Here is a 15,695-nt window from a genome sequence, read left to right on the forward strand (position 1 = left end):
CCGCGGCCGCCCGCCCCCCCCGCCGGCCGCGGCGGGGGGCGCCCCCCCCCCCCCCCCCCCCCCCCCCCCCCCCCCCCCCCCCCCCCCCCCCCCCCCCCCCCCGGCGGGGGGCAGCGAAGGCGACGACGAAGGCCGACGGGTGAAACTTTCATCACACCGGTACGTCCCGCCAGGTGAGGGGCCCTCGAAGCTCCTGCTCCCCGGACACCGCCTGCCGCATCGGATTTCCACGATGCTTCGCACTCTTGACGCCCTCCGTCTTCCCTGTGTTTACTCCACCTCATCGCCGATGTTCTTCCGGAAGACGCCCACCCCGTAGATGTTAACGCTAACACCCTCTCATCCCATTAATTGAGGTGGAATGCCTTCCCGGCAGGCGGATCCGCCGACCGCGGCCGGGACCGACGAAAGACTTTCAGCGTCTCCTGGCTCACCGCGCCGGTCGTAAGCCGTTGCTCTCAGTTCCCGAAGAAGGTTGGGCATGCTTAATTGGAAACGGTTGGTCTCCGCGGCGCTGGGAGCCGTGACGATCCTCGTCCTGACGGTGGGGGTGACGGCGACGTCCGCCGGCGCGGAGTCCAACGGCGGGGTGCGCGTCATGCCGCTGGGTGACTCGATCACCGAGGGCACCCAGGTGCCGGGCGGGTACCGCATCGGCCTGTGGCAGCGTCTCGCCGCCGGCCGGTACACCGTCGACTTCGTCGGTTCGCAGTTCAACGGGCCGGGCTCGCTGGGCGACCACGACCACCAGGGGCACCCCGGCTGGCGCATCGACCAGATCGACGCGAACATCACCGGCTGGGCACGGACCTACAACCCGCGCACGGTGCTGCTGCACATCGGCACCAACGACATCCTGCAGAACTACAACGTGGCCGGTGCGCCCCAGCGGCTGTCCACCCTGATCGACCGCATCACGGCGACCGTGCCTGACGCGGACGTGTTCGTCGCCACCGTCATCCCGCTGTCCAACGCCGGTCAGGCGGCCGCCGCCCGTACCTTCAACGCGGCCGTCCCCGGCATCGTGCAGGCCAAGGTCAACAGCGGCAAGCGCGTCCACCTGGTCGACATGCACTCCAAGCTGACCACGTCCGACCTGATCGACGGCATCCACCCCACCGCCGGTGGCTACGACAAGATGGCCGCCGCCTGGTACGCGGCGCTCCAGGCCGTTCCCGGCAGCATCGGCCGGCCCGGCGCCACCCCCAGCCCGACCCCGTCCTCCCCCGCGGGCCCGATCCGCGGCGTGGCCTCCGGCCGCTGCCTGGACGTGGCGAACGCCTCCCAGGCCAACGGCGCCGCCACGCAGCTCTGGGACTGCAACGGCCAGGCCAACCAGCAGTGGGCCTCCACCTCCGCCGGTGAGCTTCGGGTGTACGGCGGCAAGTGCCTGGACGTCAACGCAGGGGGCACCGCCGACGGCACCGCGGTCAACATCTGGGACTGCAACGGCCAGAACAACCAGAAGTGGCGCCTGAACGCCGACGGCACCATCACGGCCCTCGGCGCCGACAAGTGCCTGGACGTCTCCGCCTACGGCACCGCCAACGGCAGCAAGATCCAGATTTGGACCTGCCACGGCGGCACCAACCAGAAATGGGCCCGCGCCTGACACGAAAATCCGTGAACGCCCTCGCCGGGAGCCCCGACGCTCCCGGCGGGAGGGACCGTCGTTGATCACCCTGTCCCCGACGCTCCCGGCGGGGACGGACCGCCGTTGATCACCTCGTCCCCGCCGACCGGGGAAGAACATTTTCACGTCGCCCCGCCCGGCCGGACGGGTACGGCGGAGCGAATGCGCGCCGCTACGCGCTGCGCCAGGTCGTACTCTTGGACACGTGGCAGAGGAAACAGACGGCGCGAGTGAAACTCCGCGCGCAACGGGCTATCGGCCAGGGTACGAAGTGGCCGCGGAGCGAGTGCTGGAGCTGATCACTCAAATGGGCCTGCAGCCCGGTGATCGGATGCCCACCGAGAATGAGCTGGCCCGCCAACTGGGAACCAGCCGGACGGTCGTGCGCGAGGCGGTGAAAATACTCTCGGCACTGGGCCGCGTACGTGCTCAGAAAGGCCGTGGCCTCTATGTGGCCGCGGATGAGGGAATGCTCGGAAGCGGTCACTGGGCCTCTTCCTTCCTGCCCACGGACCTCGATCACGTCTACATGCTCTTCGAGTTCCGCCGTACCCAGGAGATGGAGACGAGCCGGCTGGCCGCGCGCCGTGCCACGCCCGTGGAACTGGGCGACATAGAAAAGGCCGCCGGGCGCTGCCGTCACGGGTTCGAGATCGGACGCGAGGACATTTTCAACGAAGGCGACGACGCCTTCCACACCGCGATCGCCGTCGCCTCGCACAACATGTTCCTGCAGGCGGCGGTACGGGAGGCCCGCAGGCTTCAGGCCCAGTCCACCATCATCGGGCTACGCGGTTCCATCGGCGGGCACGGGGCCAAGGCCGTCGAGGAGCACGAGGCCATTCACCGGGCGATACGCATGGGTGACGCGGAGGCCGCGGCCCAGGCGGCGGCGGTGCACATAGACAACACGCTGGAGGACTACCGCAAGGAGATCCAGCAGCGCATCTTCTCGCCGGTCCAGTGACCCTCGTGGTCGTTCTCGTCCCTGCTTCGGCGAGCGGGGTGCGGCCGCACTCGCCGAAGCAGGAACCGTGATCCACCCTGTTGAACACACGCGGCCCACGGTCACGTCGCACATGTGATCCGTGTCGTCGGCGAGTGACCGGGACAGCGTTCGTTCACCGTCGACGGCGCATTTTTCTTTTTCGCCGTACGATCACAAAAAATGTCATCGCATGACGGTTCTTCCCACCAATGCGCCGCCGACGGCGAAGGCGACGTCTCCTCGCCGACTCCACCAGACCGGGAGGAACGGCCGCCAGGGACAGTTTGGAAACCATTCCAAGGCCATGTCAAGCCGAGCGAAATTCCGGCCGTATTGATCGTCGCTTCCGATGGACATCGGCCGGGGCGGCCCGGCACACCTCGCCGGACGGGGGTCCACGGGTCCGTCGCCCTGCCTGACCGGCATGTCCTGCGGGAACGAACGGAGAATGTGTCCGATCAATCCCCTGTCGCTCGGCTGGTAAGAGTGGGATTGCAGGGGATGCGTCGGGATGAAAGTTTCAGCGATCCCGGAGGGCCGCCCCACCCTCGGCGCCTCCCGCGAGCCCGGCAACGGGGCCCGCGACCTCTGCTCTCACGTTCGCCGGTGACGGCGGTACCCCTGCCCGGCATCGAACGGGGGCGGTTCACCGCTCCATCCCCGGCCCTCGCGCCGGGAGCGATGAGCGGGCCTTCGGCCGCCGCGCGTCCCGCCGCGGGAGCCCATCGCCGCGGGAACGGGCGCCCGCGGCCTCTCGGCGGCCTCTCGGCGGCCTCGAAAAGCGGCGGCGTCCGCCATGGACGGACCGATGGGACCGGTGGTCAACGGCCACTCGGACGTCATGAATTCGCCCGTCAAGTGGGAAATCGCTTTTCTTGCGTCATGAAAAATCATGCGTCCTCAGGCAGGGACGCGTACGGCATGGACCTTGTCGGCGACCGTGTCCTCCGGGCGGATTCCCCAGCGGATTCCCATCGGCGCCATGAAGGAATTCCCCAGGTCGGGCCGCATTCATCCGCCGCACGGCTCATCGGCCGCCCGGCGCCGGACGGAGAATCGGGACGTGATCTCTGCACGACGGATCATGGCGTGACGGGCTACAGTGAACGAACGTTACGTCTCCATCGCCGATCGTGTCGGTGGAGGCCCATCCTCTGGAGTACCGATGACCGATACCACGAATGGTCTGAGTGCGCAGGCGACCGATCGGCCGCCGGGCGCGCGGATCGACCCGACGATTCCCCATCCGGCACGCATTTACGATTACCTGCTGGGTGGCAAGGACCACTTCGCCGCCGATCGCGAGGCGGCGGAACAGCTCGTCAGGGTCTCACCCGGCACACGCGAGGGCGTACGCGCCCATCGGGCGTTTCTTCGGCGCGTCGTCCGGTATCTCGCCGAGGAGACCGGGACCACGCAGTTCCTGGACATCGGCACCGGCATTCCCACCCAGGGGAACACCCACGAGATCGCTCAAGGCGTGAATCCCGCGTCCCGCGTGGCCTATGTCGACAATGATCCCATCGTCCTGGCTCATGGGCGGGCGCTCCTGACGAGCAGCGAAGAGGGAATGACGACGGTGATCGAGGCCGACATCCGGGATCCCGACCGGATTCTGGCGGACCCGCAGGTCAATGAGGTCATCGATTTCGACCGGCCGGTCGCGCTCATCATGGCCGGTGTTCTGCACTTCATCACCGACGATGACGGACCCGCCGGATTGATCGAGCGATACAAGGCGGCCGTACCGCCCGGAAGCCATCTGCTGCTTTCCCACATAACGCTCGACTTCGCGCCCCAGGTGGACAGCGACGAATTCACCAAGCCCTACGACAAGGGCACGGCGCCCATGGTCCCGCGCACTCACGCGGAGATCGAAGGATTCTTCCGGAACTGGACGATGGTGGACCCCGGACTCGTCGAGGTGGTCGAGTGGCGTCCCGCCGAGGACGAGTACCGGGAGGCCATTCCCGGAGGCGGCCACGCCTGGGCGTACGGCGGGCTGGCCGTCAAGCCGTAGAGGCCCGCACCTCGGCGTCTCGAACCGCACCGGACCACCCGCGGACGATTTTTCACCCCGTTCACGGCCACGATTATGTTAACGCTAACAACATGACGCCCGGGGTGCCGCCGAAGTCGGCGGCACCCCGGGCCTGCGCTGTCCTCTCCGTCGGCGGCGGCCGTGCGGTCCGAGGGCCCCGGAGCCGCGCCCAGGGCCCCGGCACCACGGGCGGAACCGGTGGCCAGGGCCCGTCCCGAAGGGCCGGGGCGTCCGAAGGCGTGAAACCCCCTGTGGCGCCCGGCGGAGCGGTCTCACGAAGGAGAAGGCCCCACCGGCCCGGCTCGTGTCCACCGAAGCCTCAGGTCCACCGAAGGCTCACGGCCACCGAAGGCTCGCCGCCATCGAAGGCTCACGGCCACCGAGGGCTCATCGCCACCGGAACTTCAGAGCCACAGGGGGTTCACGGCCACCGCACGTTCACCACCACCGGAGGTTCGCGGCCACCGGAAGGATCGGCTACTGGAAGGAGCGGCTACTGGAAGGAGACGTCGTCCATGAGGAAGGAGTCGGTTCCCGAGGCGGTCTCGACGTAGAACCTCGCACCGGTCAGGGTCCCGGTCCAGGACACGGTCGCCGTTCCGGTCAGCTGGGTCCAGCCGCCCGTGTTCGCCGTGGCGGCCGGGGTCAGCGCGACGTAGCTCGTCGTGCCGCCGGCCGTGACCGCCAGGGTCGCCCGCACGTCGGGGGTGCCGGACTGGGAGCGGACCCACACGCTTGTCGTGTAGCTCTTGCCGTTGGTCAGTTTGCCGGTGACGTCCTGGCTGGGGCCGTTCCACGAGGCGGTGCGGCCGGTGCTGGCCAGCGACTGCGACCCGCCGTGGGCGGTACCGCTGGAGGCCACCGTGCCGCCGAAGGCGGTCCAGCCGGTGGTGCCGCTCTCCAGGGTGCCGTTCGTCAGCAGGTTCCCGCCGGTGCCGGCCGGGGTGAACTGCCACCAGTTCAGGTTCATCAGGTAACCGCTGCCACCGGTGAAACGCAGGTAGAGGTCGTGGGTGCCGGTCGCGCCGCTCACCGGGCAGGTGACGGTCGACCAGGTCTGCCAGCCACCGGTGCCGGGGACGGTGCAGGTCCCGACGAGGGTGCCGGTGGCACCGCCCAGGCGCAGCTCGATGCGTCCGCCGCTGGTCCCCGACGCGACGCGGGCCGAGTACGAGGACGCGCCGCCACCGAACGCCACGCCCTTCACCTTGATCCAGTCGCCGTTCTCGATGAACCCGACGTTCATCCCGCCCTCGCCGGTGGGCTCGGTCTCGATTCCGCTCCCCCAGGCGATCGTCTCCGCCTCCTGGCGGACGTACGGGTTCAGCGTGCCGATCTGGGGCGCGCCCGCCGCGGTCATGTCGATGGTCGGGATCGTGCCGTTGCCGTTGTAGGTGAACTTCTCCACCGCGACCGAGCGGGTGAAGCCGCCCCCGCCCGGGAGCGCGCCGTTGTGGTAGAAGAAGTACGAACCGCCCTTGAAGTCGATCACTCCGGCGTGGTTGGTGAAGCTGCCGCCCTGCCTGGGCATGATCGTTCCGCGGTACGTCCAGGGGCCGGTGACGCTGGGCGCGGTGGAGTAGGCGATGAACTCACCGCAGCACTCCGCGGCGAACACGTTGTAGTACAGGCCGTTGCGCTTGTAGATCCAGGGGCCCTCCTCGTAGAGCGTCGGACGGCTCGCGTTCCCGGTGCGGGTCCCGAACCCCGCGGGGGTGAGCGGGACGTAGGTGATCCCGCCCGAGTACGAGATCATGTCGGCGTTCAGCCGGACGTACGCGAGGCGCGGGTTGCCCCAGTACAGGTAGGCCTGACCGTCGTCGTCGATGAACACGCTCGGGTCGATCTCACCGTTCTTGACCAGCGGGCGCCCGATGGCGTCGGTGAACGGGCCGGTGGGGCTGTCGGAGACCGCCACCCCGATCGCCATGGCTCCGGTGGCGCGCTCCTTCACCGGGACGTACCAGTAGAACTTGCCGTTGCGGTGGATGGCCTGTCCGGCCCAGGCGTCCGCGCCGGCCCAGCCGAAGGTGGAGACGCTCATCGGGGAGCCGTGGTCGGTCCAGTTCACCATGTCCTCGGAGGACCACACGCGCCAGTCCTTCATGGTGAAGTACGTCGAGCCGTCCTCGTCGTGACCGGTGTAGAGGTAGACCCGGCCGTTGTGCACCAGGGGCGCGGGGTCCGCGGTGTAGATGTGCTGGACGATGGGGTTGTCGGCCCGGGCCGATGCCGGTACGAGGGTCGTGGCCAGCAGCAGGACCACGAGTGTCAGCAGGCGGAGTGCCGGTTTCACGGGCGTGCCTCTTTCCTTGCGGGAGCGTGGGGAGCCCAGGCGCGACCGCGTCGGCGCCCGGACCTGTCGGCGGTCGGCAGGGGAGTCGATCCGGACCGGCGGGACCGTCCGCCGGGGCGGCCGTCGTCATGAGACCTCTCCCTTCGGGCGGGCGACCGGGAGGACGTCGTGCGGCCGATCGGGCACACGGCTTTGTTAGCGTTAACATTCAACGCCCGGCCTCCGTCACCGGACCATCGGGAAACGCGTGTGTGGCGGAGTACATCGAACGTGCCGCCGGCGTGTCAACCGCCGTCCCCGCCCGCGTCCGCCGGACAGGTGCCACCAGGGCGTTTCACAGTACGTTAACGTCCGGCCGGTGAAAGTTTCAAGGACGGCCCCGTGCGACCGGCGCACGTCATGGCACGTCCACCCGGACGGTGCCGGGCCGCTCCGTCCACCGGCGGAAACGCGGTGATCATGTCCGGCCTGCCGTTTCCGGAGGCCCGTCTCACCGATCGATAACTTCTCTTGACAGTAACTTAGCTACCCCCAACACTCCTGCCATGACTTCGGACCGACCGCGGATACGTGTGCGCAACATCGGCACCTGCGCCGGATCGACATCCGCCTCCCCGTCGCGCCGCCCCACCGCCCCCTCCTCCGACGACGGGTCGCGGCAGGCGCCGGCCCACGTGATGGTGACGGGCGACACCGGCTCCCGGCCGCACCTGTCCGCGGACCTGCTGAGGTGGCGTCATCCGGGAGTCATCGGCGTGGTCGGCGTCGATTCCGCCCTGTACGGGCCCACCTCCATCCGGCACGGCATCGAGCGCGCGGCGCGGGCGGCCCAGCTCATGGTCAACGTCCACAACGCGCCCGCCCACTCGGCGGCCGCGGTCGCGACCGGTATCGACGCCCTCCGTGAGCAGATGGCCGACGGTGTGATCGTCATAGCCCCGCTCCACCGCCCGGACCTGGAGCCGATGCCGGCCGACTTCCCGGTCGTCGACGCCGGAGGAGGCCTCGGAGGGCGGGTGCCCATGACCGCGGTCGACCAGCGGCGGGGCGCCGCGCGCGCGACCCGGCACCTGCTCGGCCTGGGCCACCGTACCGTGTGGCACATCGCCGGGCCGTCGTCGTGGATCGACGCCACCGAACGCCTGGCCGGCTGGCGGCAGGCGCTGGAGGACGCGGGCCGTGAGGTGCGCCCTCCCCTGACGGGCGACTGGACGGCGCGTTCCGGTTACCAGCTCGGCAGGCGTCTCGCCCGTGACCACGACGTCACCGCGGTGTTCGCGGCCAACGACTCGATGGCCATCGGTCTCCTGCGCGCCCTGCGCGAGGCCGGCCGCCGCGTGCCCGAGGACGTCAGCGTGGTCGGCTTCGACGACCTGCCGGAGTCCTCCTACACCTGGCCCCCGCTGACCACCGTGCGGCAGAACTTCGCGGAGGTCGGCACGCAGGCCCTGCGCATGCTGCTGCGACGCATCGAGCGACCGCTCAACGGGCGGGCCCGCGCGCACTTCCGCACGTCGGCGACGGTGAATCCCAAGATGGTGTTCCGGGCCAGCACCGGCCGCCCCGCCCGCTGACGCCGTGAGCGCGACGAGCCGCTCCCGGTGCCGCCGTCCGGGAGAGTGCCGCGTGTCACCGTGTCACCGTGTCAGAGCGTGAACGGGTTCTCGCCGGAGGCGACGGCCGCGAACAGCGCCGACCCGGCCTTGGCGTACAGGTGCCGCTGCAGCGACGGCCCGAAGCTCACCCGCGCGACGCCGAGCGCGGCGAGCTCGGCCAGCGACAGCTTCCCGCCGTACCCGACGTTGACCGGCCCGGACACGCCGTCGGTGAGCGCCCGGACCACGTCGGGAGCGCCGGCGGCGATCGGATAGACACAGTCCGCGCCGGCCGCCAGGTAGCGGGCACCGCGCTCGAGGGTCGCGGCGAGCCGCTCCTGCGGTGACCCGGCCTGACGCAGGAACGAGTCCGTGCGGGCGTTGACGACCAGGTCCACGCCCTGCGACGTGGCGGCCTCACGCACCGCGGCCAGGAAGTCCGCCTGCTCACCGATGTCGATCATCTGCCCGGTGGACGGGTCGGAGTCCTCCAGGTTCAGCCCGGCGGCCCCGGTCGCGGCGAACCGTTCGACCAGCTCGGCCGGTGCCAGCCCGTATCCGCGCTCGAAGTCCACCGTCACCGGCAGGCTCACCACCCGGACGATCCGCTCGGTCGCGGCCAGCACCTCCCGTACGGGTGTCGCCTCGCCGTCCTCGTAGCCGAGAACCGCCGCGGTGGCGGCGCTGCTCGTGGCCACGGCCGGGAGACCGGCCGCCTCGACCATCCGGGCCGAGGCCGCGTCCCAGACGTTGGGCAGCACCAGCGGATCGCCGGTCACGTGCAGCGAGCGGAGCAGGGCGGCCTGGGTGGAGGGGGTGGCGGTCGTGGTCGTACCGATCGTGTCGCTCATGTCGTCCTTCACATACACGGTGGTGAGAAAGGCGGGCTTGCGGTGGTGTGCGGAGACGGCGGGCCCCGACCCGCGCGACCAGATCCTGGCGATCTTCGACGCGGTCTTCACCCAGGTGAGCTCCGAGCAGTACCGCGGCTGCCCGATGCTGATGGCGCTGGCCGAGTTCCCCGACGCCGACCTGCCCGCCCATCGCAGCGCGGTCGCGGCGAAGTCCTGGTTCCACGAGACCATGGGCGAGCTGACCGGCCGGCTCGGGGTCGACGACCCCGGCGAGGTGGCCGACCACCTCACGCTGGTCTTCGAGGGCCTGCACGCGTCGGGCCAGTCGCTCGGCCCGCAGGGCCCCGCCCGCCGGGCGCGGAGCCTGGTCGAGCTGATCCTCTCGGCCACCGCACCGCGACCGGACGCGCCGTGAAGCACCCGGTCATGAGCAAAACAGTATGACAGTGGTCATGCGTGACGACAGGATTGCCTCATGACCGACAAACGTATTGATCCCCCCTTCATCGCCGACGAGCGCTCCATGCTCCACTCCTGGCTGGAGTGGCACCGGGAGACCCTGGAGGTGAAGTGCGCCGGGCTCTCCGACGAGCAGCTCCGCCTGCGTTCCGCCGAGCCGTCCTCGCTCTCCCTGCTGGGCCTGGTCCGGCACATGGCCGAGGTCGAGCGGAACTGGTTCCGTAACGTCCTCAACGGCGAGGGGGTCGGCCCGTACTACTACACCGACGACGACCCCGACGGCGACTTCGACAACCTGGAGACGACCAGCGCCGAGGAGGCGTTCGCCCGCTGGCGTGCCGAGATCGCCCACGCGCGCGAGGTGTCGATCACCCTCCCCCTGGACACGATCGGCAAGACGCAGCGCCGCGACAAGGACGTCTCGCTGCGCTGGATCCTCATCCACATGATCGAGGAGTACGCCCGGCACAACGGCCACGCCGACATCATCCGCCAGCGGATCGACGGGGTGGCCGGGGAGTAGGGTCCCATGCCCGTGGAGACCGGCCGGGCGGGCCGCCACGGCCGCCGTGGGCGACCGGCCCGCGGGGGGCGGTTCAGCGCGGGGCGGGCATCTCCGCCAGCACCGCGGTGATCACCCGGTCCAGGCCGGCGAGGTTCGCCGGGCGGGCGACGGCCGCCTCGGCGAACCGGGCGAGCAGCCGGGCGAAGACCTCGCGGTCGGACTCCTCCCAGTCGGACATCAGGTCGTTCAGGTAGGCGCGCCGGTGGCGGACGACCGCCTCCAGCACGCGCAGGCCCCGCTCGCTCAGCACCAGCCGGGCCCGCCTGGCGTCCACGGCCGACTCCTCGCGCTCCACGAACCCGGCGCCGATCGCGTCGTTGACCAGCCTGCTGGCGGTGGAGGGGTCGACGTCCAGCTGCTCGGCGACCGCGCCCACGGTCACCTCGGGCACGTCCAGGCTCAGCTTGTGCACGGCGTGCACGACCATCACGTTCGACATGTGCACCGGCCGCTGCGACTCCGCGGCCCTGCGCGCGCGCAGCGGGCGCGACCAGATCCGGCGGAGCCGGAACAGCGCCACGTCGACCAGCGCTCCGGGCGTGCCGTCGTTCACCGGATCAGCCGGACAGGCGGACGGGGTTGACCAGGTCCGCGTACATCAGCAGGCCCGCCATGATGACCATCAGGAAGGCGATGGCGTACGTGAGCGGAAGGGCCTTGGCGATGTCGACGTGCCCGGGGGCGGGGCGGCGGGTGACGCGGGCGAAGGCGCGCTTGAGCCCCTCCCAGAGGCCGCCGGCGATGTGGCCGCCGTCCAGCGGGAGCAGCGGGATCAGGTTGAACATGCCGATCGCCAGGTTGAAGCCCGCCAGCAGGTTGATGAAGACGACGACCTTGTTCTCCAGCGGGATGGCCGCGGCGGCGATCTCACCTCCGATGCGGCTCACGCCGATCACGCCGATCGGGCCGTTGCGGTCGCGTTCGTCACCGGAGAAGGCGGCGTGCCAGACGCCGACCATCTTCTCGGGGAACCTCATCAGGGACGCGGCGGTGGCGGAGGTGAGGTCCCCCATGTGCGCGGCGACGGCACCGAGGTCCTGCCGCTCGATGACGATCTTCGGGCTGACGCCGAGGTACCCGACGCCCTTCTCGATCTTGCCCGGCTCGTCCAGGGACTCGCGGTCCTGGGCGATCAGGGAGGCGTTGACGGTCAGGTCCTGACCGGCGCGCCTGATGCCGATCGCGATCGGCCCGGCCCCGTGGTCGCGGATGGCGCGGGTGGCGGCCTCCCAGCTCGCGGCGGGCCTGCCCGCCACCGAGACGATGACGTCCCCGGGCCTCAGCCCGGCGACGCTGGCCGGGCTCTGCCGGTCGGCCGCGGTGCACTTCGGGTTCTTGGCGTAGTCGGCGGCGGACTTGACGCACTGCGGGATCGAGGCGATCTCGGTCTTCTGCGTGGGGACGCCGAATCCCATGAGCACCACGCCGAACAGGATGAACGCCAGCACGAAGTTCATCGCCGGGCCGCCGGACATGATGATGACCTTCTGCCACCAGGGCTTGCGGTAGAAGACCCGGTCCTCGTCGCCCGGCCGCACGTCCTCCAGGGCCACGTCGCGCGCGTTCTCGATCAGGCCCTGCCAGGGACCGGTGGAGACCGAGCGCACCTTGCCGGGGGCGTCGGTGGGCCGGGGCGGCAGCATTCCGATCATCCGGATGTAGCCGCCGAGCGGGAGCCACTTGATGCCGTACTCCGTCTCGCCGCGGCGCCGTGACCACATGGTCGGGCCGAAGCCGACCATGTACTGCGTGACCCTGACGCCGAACAGCTTGGCCGGCACCAGGTGGCCGATCTCGTGCAGCCCGATCGACACCATCAGTCCCACGAGGAAGACGACGACCCCGACCACGGAGAGCCAGCTCACAGGTTCATACTCCCATCGCGGTTTCCCCGACAACGCCCCATAAGAGGTTAGCCGAAGTATCCGTCCCGCACGCTCCCCCGCCACCGCGGTGTTCCCCGGCGGATACGTCGCTCCCTTTACCGACGGCAGGGAGATCATTGACAATGAGCGATCGCACGATCACTCTTTGGCAAGGTGAGATGAGGATGGTGTCGAGGTGAGGAAGGAGCGTCTTGATCGGGATCGTGGTCGCCGAACACCTGCCTCTGGTCCGGCGTGGACTGGTGGCGTCCCTGGAGGGCGAGGCCGACATGAAGGTGGTGGCCGACGTGGCCACCGGTGAGGAGGTGCTCGCGGCCGTGCTGCGGCACTCCCCCGAGGTGGCCGTCGTCGATCTCGGCCTGCCACCGGCCGACGGTCTCGACGTCGCGCGGCGGCTGCACGAGGAGGCTCCCGGCTGCGGGGTGCTGCTGCTGTCGCACGACCCCAGCCCGGGCCAGGTGCGGCGGGCCTTCGCCGCCCACGCGCTCGGGTTCATGAGCCTGCGGGTGGGCCCGGAGCAGCTCGCCGGAGGCATCCGCCTGGTCGCGTCCGGCCGCCGCGCGGTCGACTCCGAGCTCGCGGTGGCGGCCCTGAGATCTGCGGAGAACCCCCTGACCCCCCGCGAGCTGGACGTGCTCCGGCTGGTCGCCCGGGGCGCGACGTCGAACGAGATCGCCGAGGCGCTCTTCCTCTCCGTGGGAACGGTCCGAAACCACCTGTCCAGGATCATCTGCAAGACCCAGGCGCGCGACCGTCTCGACGCCGCGCGCATCGCCGGCGAGTCCGGATGGCTCTGACGCCGCCCCGGGGTCTCCCGGAGGGCGAGGTCCCGGGGTCTCCCGGAGGGGCGAGGTCCCGGGGTCTCCCGGAGGGGCGGCCCGGACGGTGATCCGTAAGGCGGCCCGTACGGGTCAGGGGCGCCAGATGAGGATGAGGGCGCAGTCGTCGTTGTGGCCCGCCGACATGGAGGCCACCAGGTTGCGGGCGCCGTCGCGGAAACCGGTGGGCACCAGGCGCTCGGCCTCTCCCAGCAGGCGGTCCAGGCCGGCGTCGATGTCGCGGCCGGGCTGCTCGATCAGGCCGTCGGTGTAGAGCATCAGGGCGTCGCCCTTGCGGAGCATCCCCCGGTCGGTCTCGCAGTGCAGGTCGGGCACGACGCCCAGGACGACGCCCTTGGCCGTGGAGACCTTCCACGTCCCCGTGCCGGACTCGAACTTGACCACCGGGGGGTGGCCGGCCGAGGTGATGACGTACTCGCCCGTGGCCAGGTTCAGCCGCAGGTGGACCGCGGTGACGAAGCCCTCGGCCTCGCGCTGGCGGTGCAGGTAGGCGTTGCAGGCGGGCAGGAAGTCGTCGACCGAGCCGAGCAGGCCGCCGAAGGTGCCCGAGAGCATCAGCGCCCGCGTGCCGGCGTCGACGCCCTTGCCCGACACGTCGACCAAGGCGAGGTCGAGCGTGTCGCCCTCGCGGATGGAGACCAGGAAGTCGCCGCCGAAGGAGGAGCCTCCGGCCTGCTTGAGCACCACCTTGGAGCCCCAGTCCTTGGGCAGCTGAGGCAGGTCCCCCTGGCTTTTCAGGCGGTCGCGCAACTCCAGCAGCATCGCGTCGCCGCGCAGGCCCTGCACGCCGAGCTTTCCGCGGGTACGGGCCATCAGCGCGGCCAGCACGGCGGTGAAGCCGAAGGTGACCAGCAGGCCGGGGCCGATGTGCCCGACCCCTCGTACGACGGCCACGTAGACGAGGGCGGCGGCGACCGCGCAGAGCAGCTTGGCGAGGCTGTTCAGGCGGAGCTGGAGCCCCGCCACGAGCGTGACCGGGATCATGAGCGCCGGGGAGAACCACTCCATGGAGACCCTGGCGGCCAGCCCGCCGATCAGCAGGGTCAGCAGCGTCAGGGTGATGAGCAGGTTGCGGTCGCGCGCCAGCGGGCCCCTGCGCAGCAGGCGCACGAGGGGAACGAGCAGCGGGATCCGGACCAGGAACGCGCGGAGCGCCGGAGGGAGCAGCGGCACCGGACGGGAACTCATGATGCGCCTGACTGTATCCGGCCCTCCCCCCTTTGGGCAGTCCACTTGACCAACGCCTTGATCATTAAGCATGGATATTAGATGGCCGGAACCGTTTGTCCTCTCTACCATCCGAGGGATGAGCCTGAGCCTGCGTCCGGTCGCCGAGACCGAGTGGCCCGACTGGATCGCCCTGGACGAGGAGGCGTTCGGCAACGCGATACCGCCGCACCGCGCGGAGCTGTACCGGCGCAACACCGAGTTCGGCCGCTCGCTCGGCGCCTTCGACGGTGACCTGCTGGTGGGCGTCACCGCGGTGTGCAGCCTCACCATGGCCGTGCCCGGCGGGCCGATCCCGGTCGGCGGCGTCACCGCGGTCGGGGTGCTGCCCTCGCACCGCCGCAGGGGCGTGCTGTCCGCGCTGATGACCCGTCAGCTCTCCGACCTGCACGAGGGCGGCGAGGCCGTGGCCGCGCTGCACGCCTCCGAGGCCGTGATCTACGGACGGTACGGCTACGGCAGGGCCGCCGACGGCCTGAGCGTCCGGATCCCGACCGCGGGCGCGGTCTTCACCCGGCACGCCCCGGCCGATCCCGCGCTGCGGCTGCGCGTCGTCCGGCCCGCGGACGCCAGGGACGTCTTCGAGAAGATTCACGCGGCCGTGCTGGACCGCCGCCCGGGGCTGTACGCCCGCACCCCCGCGCGCTGGGACGCGGTGCTGAGCGACGAGGACTCCGACCGGGGGGAGGGGGCGTTGCGCGCCGTGGTCGCCGAGGACGACGAGGGACCGCGCGGGTACGCGCTGTTCCGGATGAAGGCGAGCTGGGACGAGCACGACGTCCCCGACGGCGAGCTGCGCCTGCGGGACCTGTTCGCCCTGGATCCGGCTGCCTACGCGCTGCTGTGGCGTCACGTCCTCGACCGTGACCTGGTCTCGCACGTCACCGCGGTCCGGCCCGGGGACGACCCGCTGATCCACCTGCTGGCCGACCCCCGCGCGCTGCGCGCGCGCTGGGCCGACGAGCTGTGGTTCCGCCTCGTGCACGTCGGCCGCGCCCTGCCCGCGCGCCGCTACAGCGCGCCGGTGGACGTGGTGATCGAGGTCGAGGACGCGACGTGCCCGTGGAACGCGGGCCGCTGGCGGCTGACGGCCGGCACCTCGGACGCCCGCTGCGAGCCCAGCGCCGACCCGGCCGACGTGACGCTGCCCGTCTCCGCGCTGGGCGCGGCCTACCTGGGCGGACGCCCGCTGGAGGCGCTGCGGGCGGCGGGGCTAGCGCGCGAGTCGCGTCCGGGGGCGCTGCGCGAGCTGTCCGTCGCGATGTCGTGGGAGCCCGCCCCCTGGAGCGGCCTGATCTTCTGAGCATCGTCT

General features: G+C 70.6%; 13 protein-coding genes. 8 read left to right on the plus strand and 5 right to left on the minus strand.

Going from position 1 to position 15,695, the window contains the following annotated elements; all coding sequences use genetic code 11:
- Window positions 1-481: 481 nt before the first annotated feature.
- From ACIBCT_RS31035 to ACIBCT_RS31045, 3 genes are all read left to right on the plus strand, one after another.
- Window positions 482-1,612, plus strand: a complete 1,131-nt coding sequence (locus ACIBCT_RS31035; protein WP_399194617.1) for an RICIN domain-containing protein — start codon at window positions 482-484, stop codon at window positions 1,610-1,612.
- 292 nt (window positions 1,613-1,904) lie between these two features.
- Window positions 1,905-2,600 carry a FadR/GntR family transcriptional regulator gene (locus ACIBCT_RS31040; RefSeq protein WP_399194926.1) on the plus strand — a complete coding sequence of 232 codons (696 nt, stop codon included), beginning with the start codon at window positions 1,905-1,907 and terminating at the stop codon, window positions 2,598-2,600.
- A gap of 1,186 nt (window positions 2,601-3,786) precedes the next feature.
- Window positions 3,787-4,641 (plus strand): SAM-dependent methyltransferase, encoded by an 855-nt coding sequence (locus ACIBCT_RS31045; RefSeq protein WP_399194619.1) that lies wholly within the window; start codon window positions 3,787-3,789, stop codon window positions 4,639-4,641.
- Between the two features lie 514 nt (window positions 4,642-5,155).
- Here the strand turns inward: ACIBCT_RS31045 and ACIBCT_RS31050 are convergent.
- Window positions 5,156-6,958: a family 43 glycosylhydrolase gene (locus ACIBCT_RS31050; RefSeq protein ID WP_399194621.1), complete on the minus strand. Its 1,803-nt coding sequence runs from the start codon at window positions 6,956-6,958 to the stop codon at window positions 5,156-5,158.
- Window positions 6,959-7,503: 545 nt separating this feature from the next.
- On the opposite strand from ACIBCT_RS31050, the gene ACIBCT_RS31055 reads away from it, so the two are divergent.
- Complete coding sequence (locus tag ACIBCT_RS31055) at window positions 7,504-8,532, plus strand: substrate-binding domain-containing protein (protein ID WP_399194623.1); 1,029 nt, start codon at window positions 7,504-7,506, stop codon at window positions 8,530-8,532.
- 71 nt (window positions 8,533-8,603) lie between these two features.
- Here ACIBCT_RS31055 and ACIBCT_RS31060 read toward each other — a convergent pair whose 3' ends face one another.
- A complete protein-coding gene (locus tag ACIBCT_RS31060; RefSeq protein WP_399194625.1) occupies window positions 8,604-9,404 on the minus strand; it encodes an isocitrate lyase/phosphoenolpyruvate mutase family protein in 801 nt (266 codons plus the stop codon).
- On the opposite strand from ACIBCT_RS31060, the gene ACIBCT_RS31065 reads away from it, so the two are divergent.
- Both ACIBCT_RS31065 and ACIBCT_RS31070 read left to right on the plus strand, forming a co-directional pair.
- A complete protein-coding gene (locus ACIBCT_RS31065) occupies window positions 9,403-9,822 on the plus strand; it encodes a hypothetical protein (protein WP_399194627.1) in 420 nt (139 codons plus the stop codon). The two genes, ACIBCT_RS31060 and ACIBCT_RS31065, sit on opposite strands and share 2 nt — an antisense overlap.
- A 60-nt stretch (window positions 9,823-9,882) precedes the next feature.
- The gene (locus ACIBCT_RS31070) at window positions 9,883-10,389 is read left to right on the plus strand and encodes a DinB family protein (RefSeq protein WP_399194629.1); all 507 of its coding nucleotides are present in this window, start codon (window positions 9,883-9,885) and stop codon (window positions 10,387-10,389) included.
- Between the two features lie 73 nt (window positions 10,390-10,462).
- On the opposite strand, the gene ACIBCT_RS31075 is transcribed toward ACIBCT_RS31070, so the two are convergent.
- Window positions 10,463-10,984: a MarR family winged helix-turn-helix transcriptional regulator gene (locus ACIBCT_RS31075; RefSeq protein ID WP_399194631.1), complete on the minus strand. Its 522-nt coding sequence runs from the start codon at window positions 10,982-10,984 to the stop codon at window positions 10,463-10,465.
- Between the two features lie 4 nt (window positions 10,985-10,988).
- Window positions 10,989-12,296, minus strand: coding sequence for a M50 family metallopeptidase (locus ACIBCT_RS31080; RefSeq protein WP_399194633.1), 1,308 nt, complete (start codon window positions 12,294-12,296; stop codon window positions 10,989-10,991).
- Between the two features lie 212 nt (window positions 12,297-12,508).
- Between ACIBCT_RS31080 and ACIBCT_RS31085 the strand changes: the two genes are divergently transcribed.
- The gene (locus tag ACIBCT_RS31085) at window positions 12,509-13,114 is read left to right on the plus strand and encodes a LuxR C-terminal-related transcriptional regulator (protein ID WP_399194635.1); all 606 of its coding nucleotides are present in this window, start codon (window positions 12,509-12,511) and stop codon (window positions 13,112-13,114) included.
- Window positions 13,115-13,228: 114 nt separating this feature from the next.
- Here ACIBCT_RS31085 and ACIBCT_RS31090 read toward each other — a convergent pair whose 3' ends face one another.
- A complete protein-coding gene (locus ACIBCT_RS31090; RefSeq protein WP_399194637.1) occupies window positions 13,229-14,344 on the minus strand; it encodes a PP2C family protein-serine/threonine phosphatase in 1,116 nt (371 codons plus the stop codon).
- Window positions 14,345-14,462: 118 nt separating this feature from the next.
- Between ACIBCT_RS31090 and ACIBCT_RS31095 the strand changes: the two genes are divergently transcribed.
- Window positions 14,463-15,686, plus strand: coding sequence for a GNAT family N-acetyltransferase (locus tag ACIBCT_RS31095; protein ID WP_399194639.1), 1,224 nt, complete (start codon window positions 14,463-14,465; stop codon window positions 15,684-15,686).
- The last annotated feature ends 9 nt before the right edge of the window (window positions 15,687-15,695 follow it).

Source organism: Streptosporangium sp. NPDC050855 (genome assembly GCF_044456585.1).
In the GTDB taxonomy this organism is placed as follows: Bacteria; Actinomycetota; Actinomycetes; order Streptosporangiales; family Streptosporangiaceae; genus Streptosporangium; species Streptosporangium longisporum.

What these genes read in the sequence shown, in the direction of transcription:
- ACIBCT_RS31035 (WP_399194617.1), top strand. Translation starts at nt 482, where the DNA reads ATGCTTAATTGGAAACGGTTGGTCTCCGCGGCGCTGGGAGCCGTGACG.
- ACIBCT_RS31045 (WP_399194619.1), top strand. Translation starts at nt 3,787, where the DNA reads ATGACCGATACCACGAATGGTCTGAGTGCGCAGGCGACCGATCGGCCG.
- ACIBCT_RS31055 (WP_399194623.1), top strand. Translation starts at nt 7,504, where the DNA reads ATGACTTCGGACCGACCGCGGATACGTGTGCGCAACATCGGCACCTGC.
- ACIBCT_RS31065 (WP_399194627.1), top strand. Translation starts at nt 9,403, where the DNA reads ATGTCGTCCTTCACATACACGGTGGTGAGAAAGGCGGGCTTGCGGTGG.
- ACIBCT_RS31060 (WP_399194625.1), bottom strand. Translation starts at nt 9,404, where the DNA reads ATGAGCGACACGATCGGTACGACCACGACCGCCACCCCCTCCACCCAG.
- ACIBCT_RS31070 (WP_399194629.1), top strand. Translation starts at nt 9,883, where the DNA reads ATGACCGACAAACGTATTGATCCCCCCTTCATCGCCGACGAGCGCTCC.
- ACIBCT_RS31090 (WP_399194637.1), bottom strand. Translation starts at nt 14,344, where the DNA reads ATGAGTTCCCGTCCGGTGCCGCTGCTCCCTCCGGCGCTCCGCGCGTTC.
- ACIBCT_RS31095 (WP_399194639.1), top strand. Translation starts at nt 14,463, where the DNA reads ATGAGCCTGAGCCTGCGTCCGGTCGCCGAGACCGAGTGGCCCGACTGG.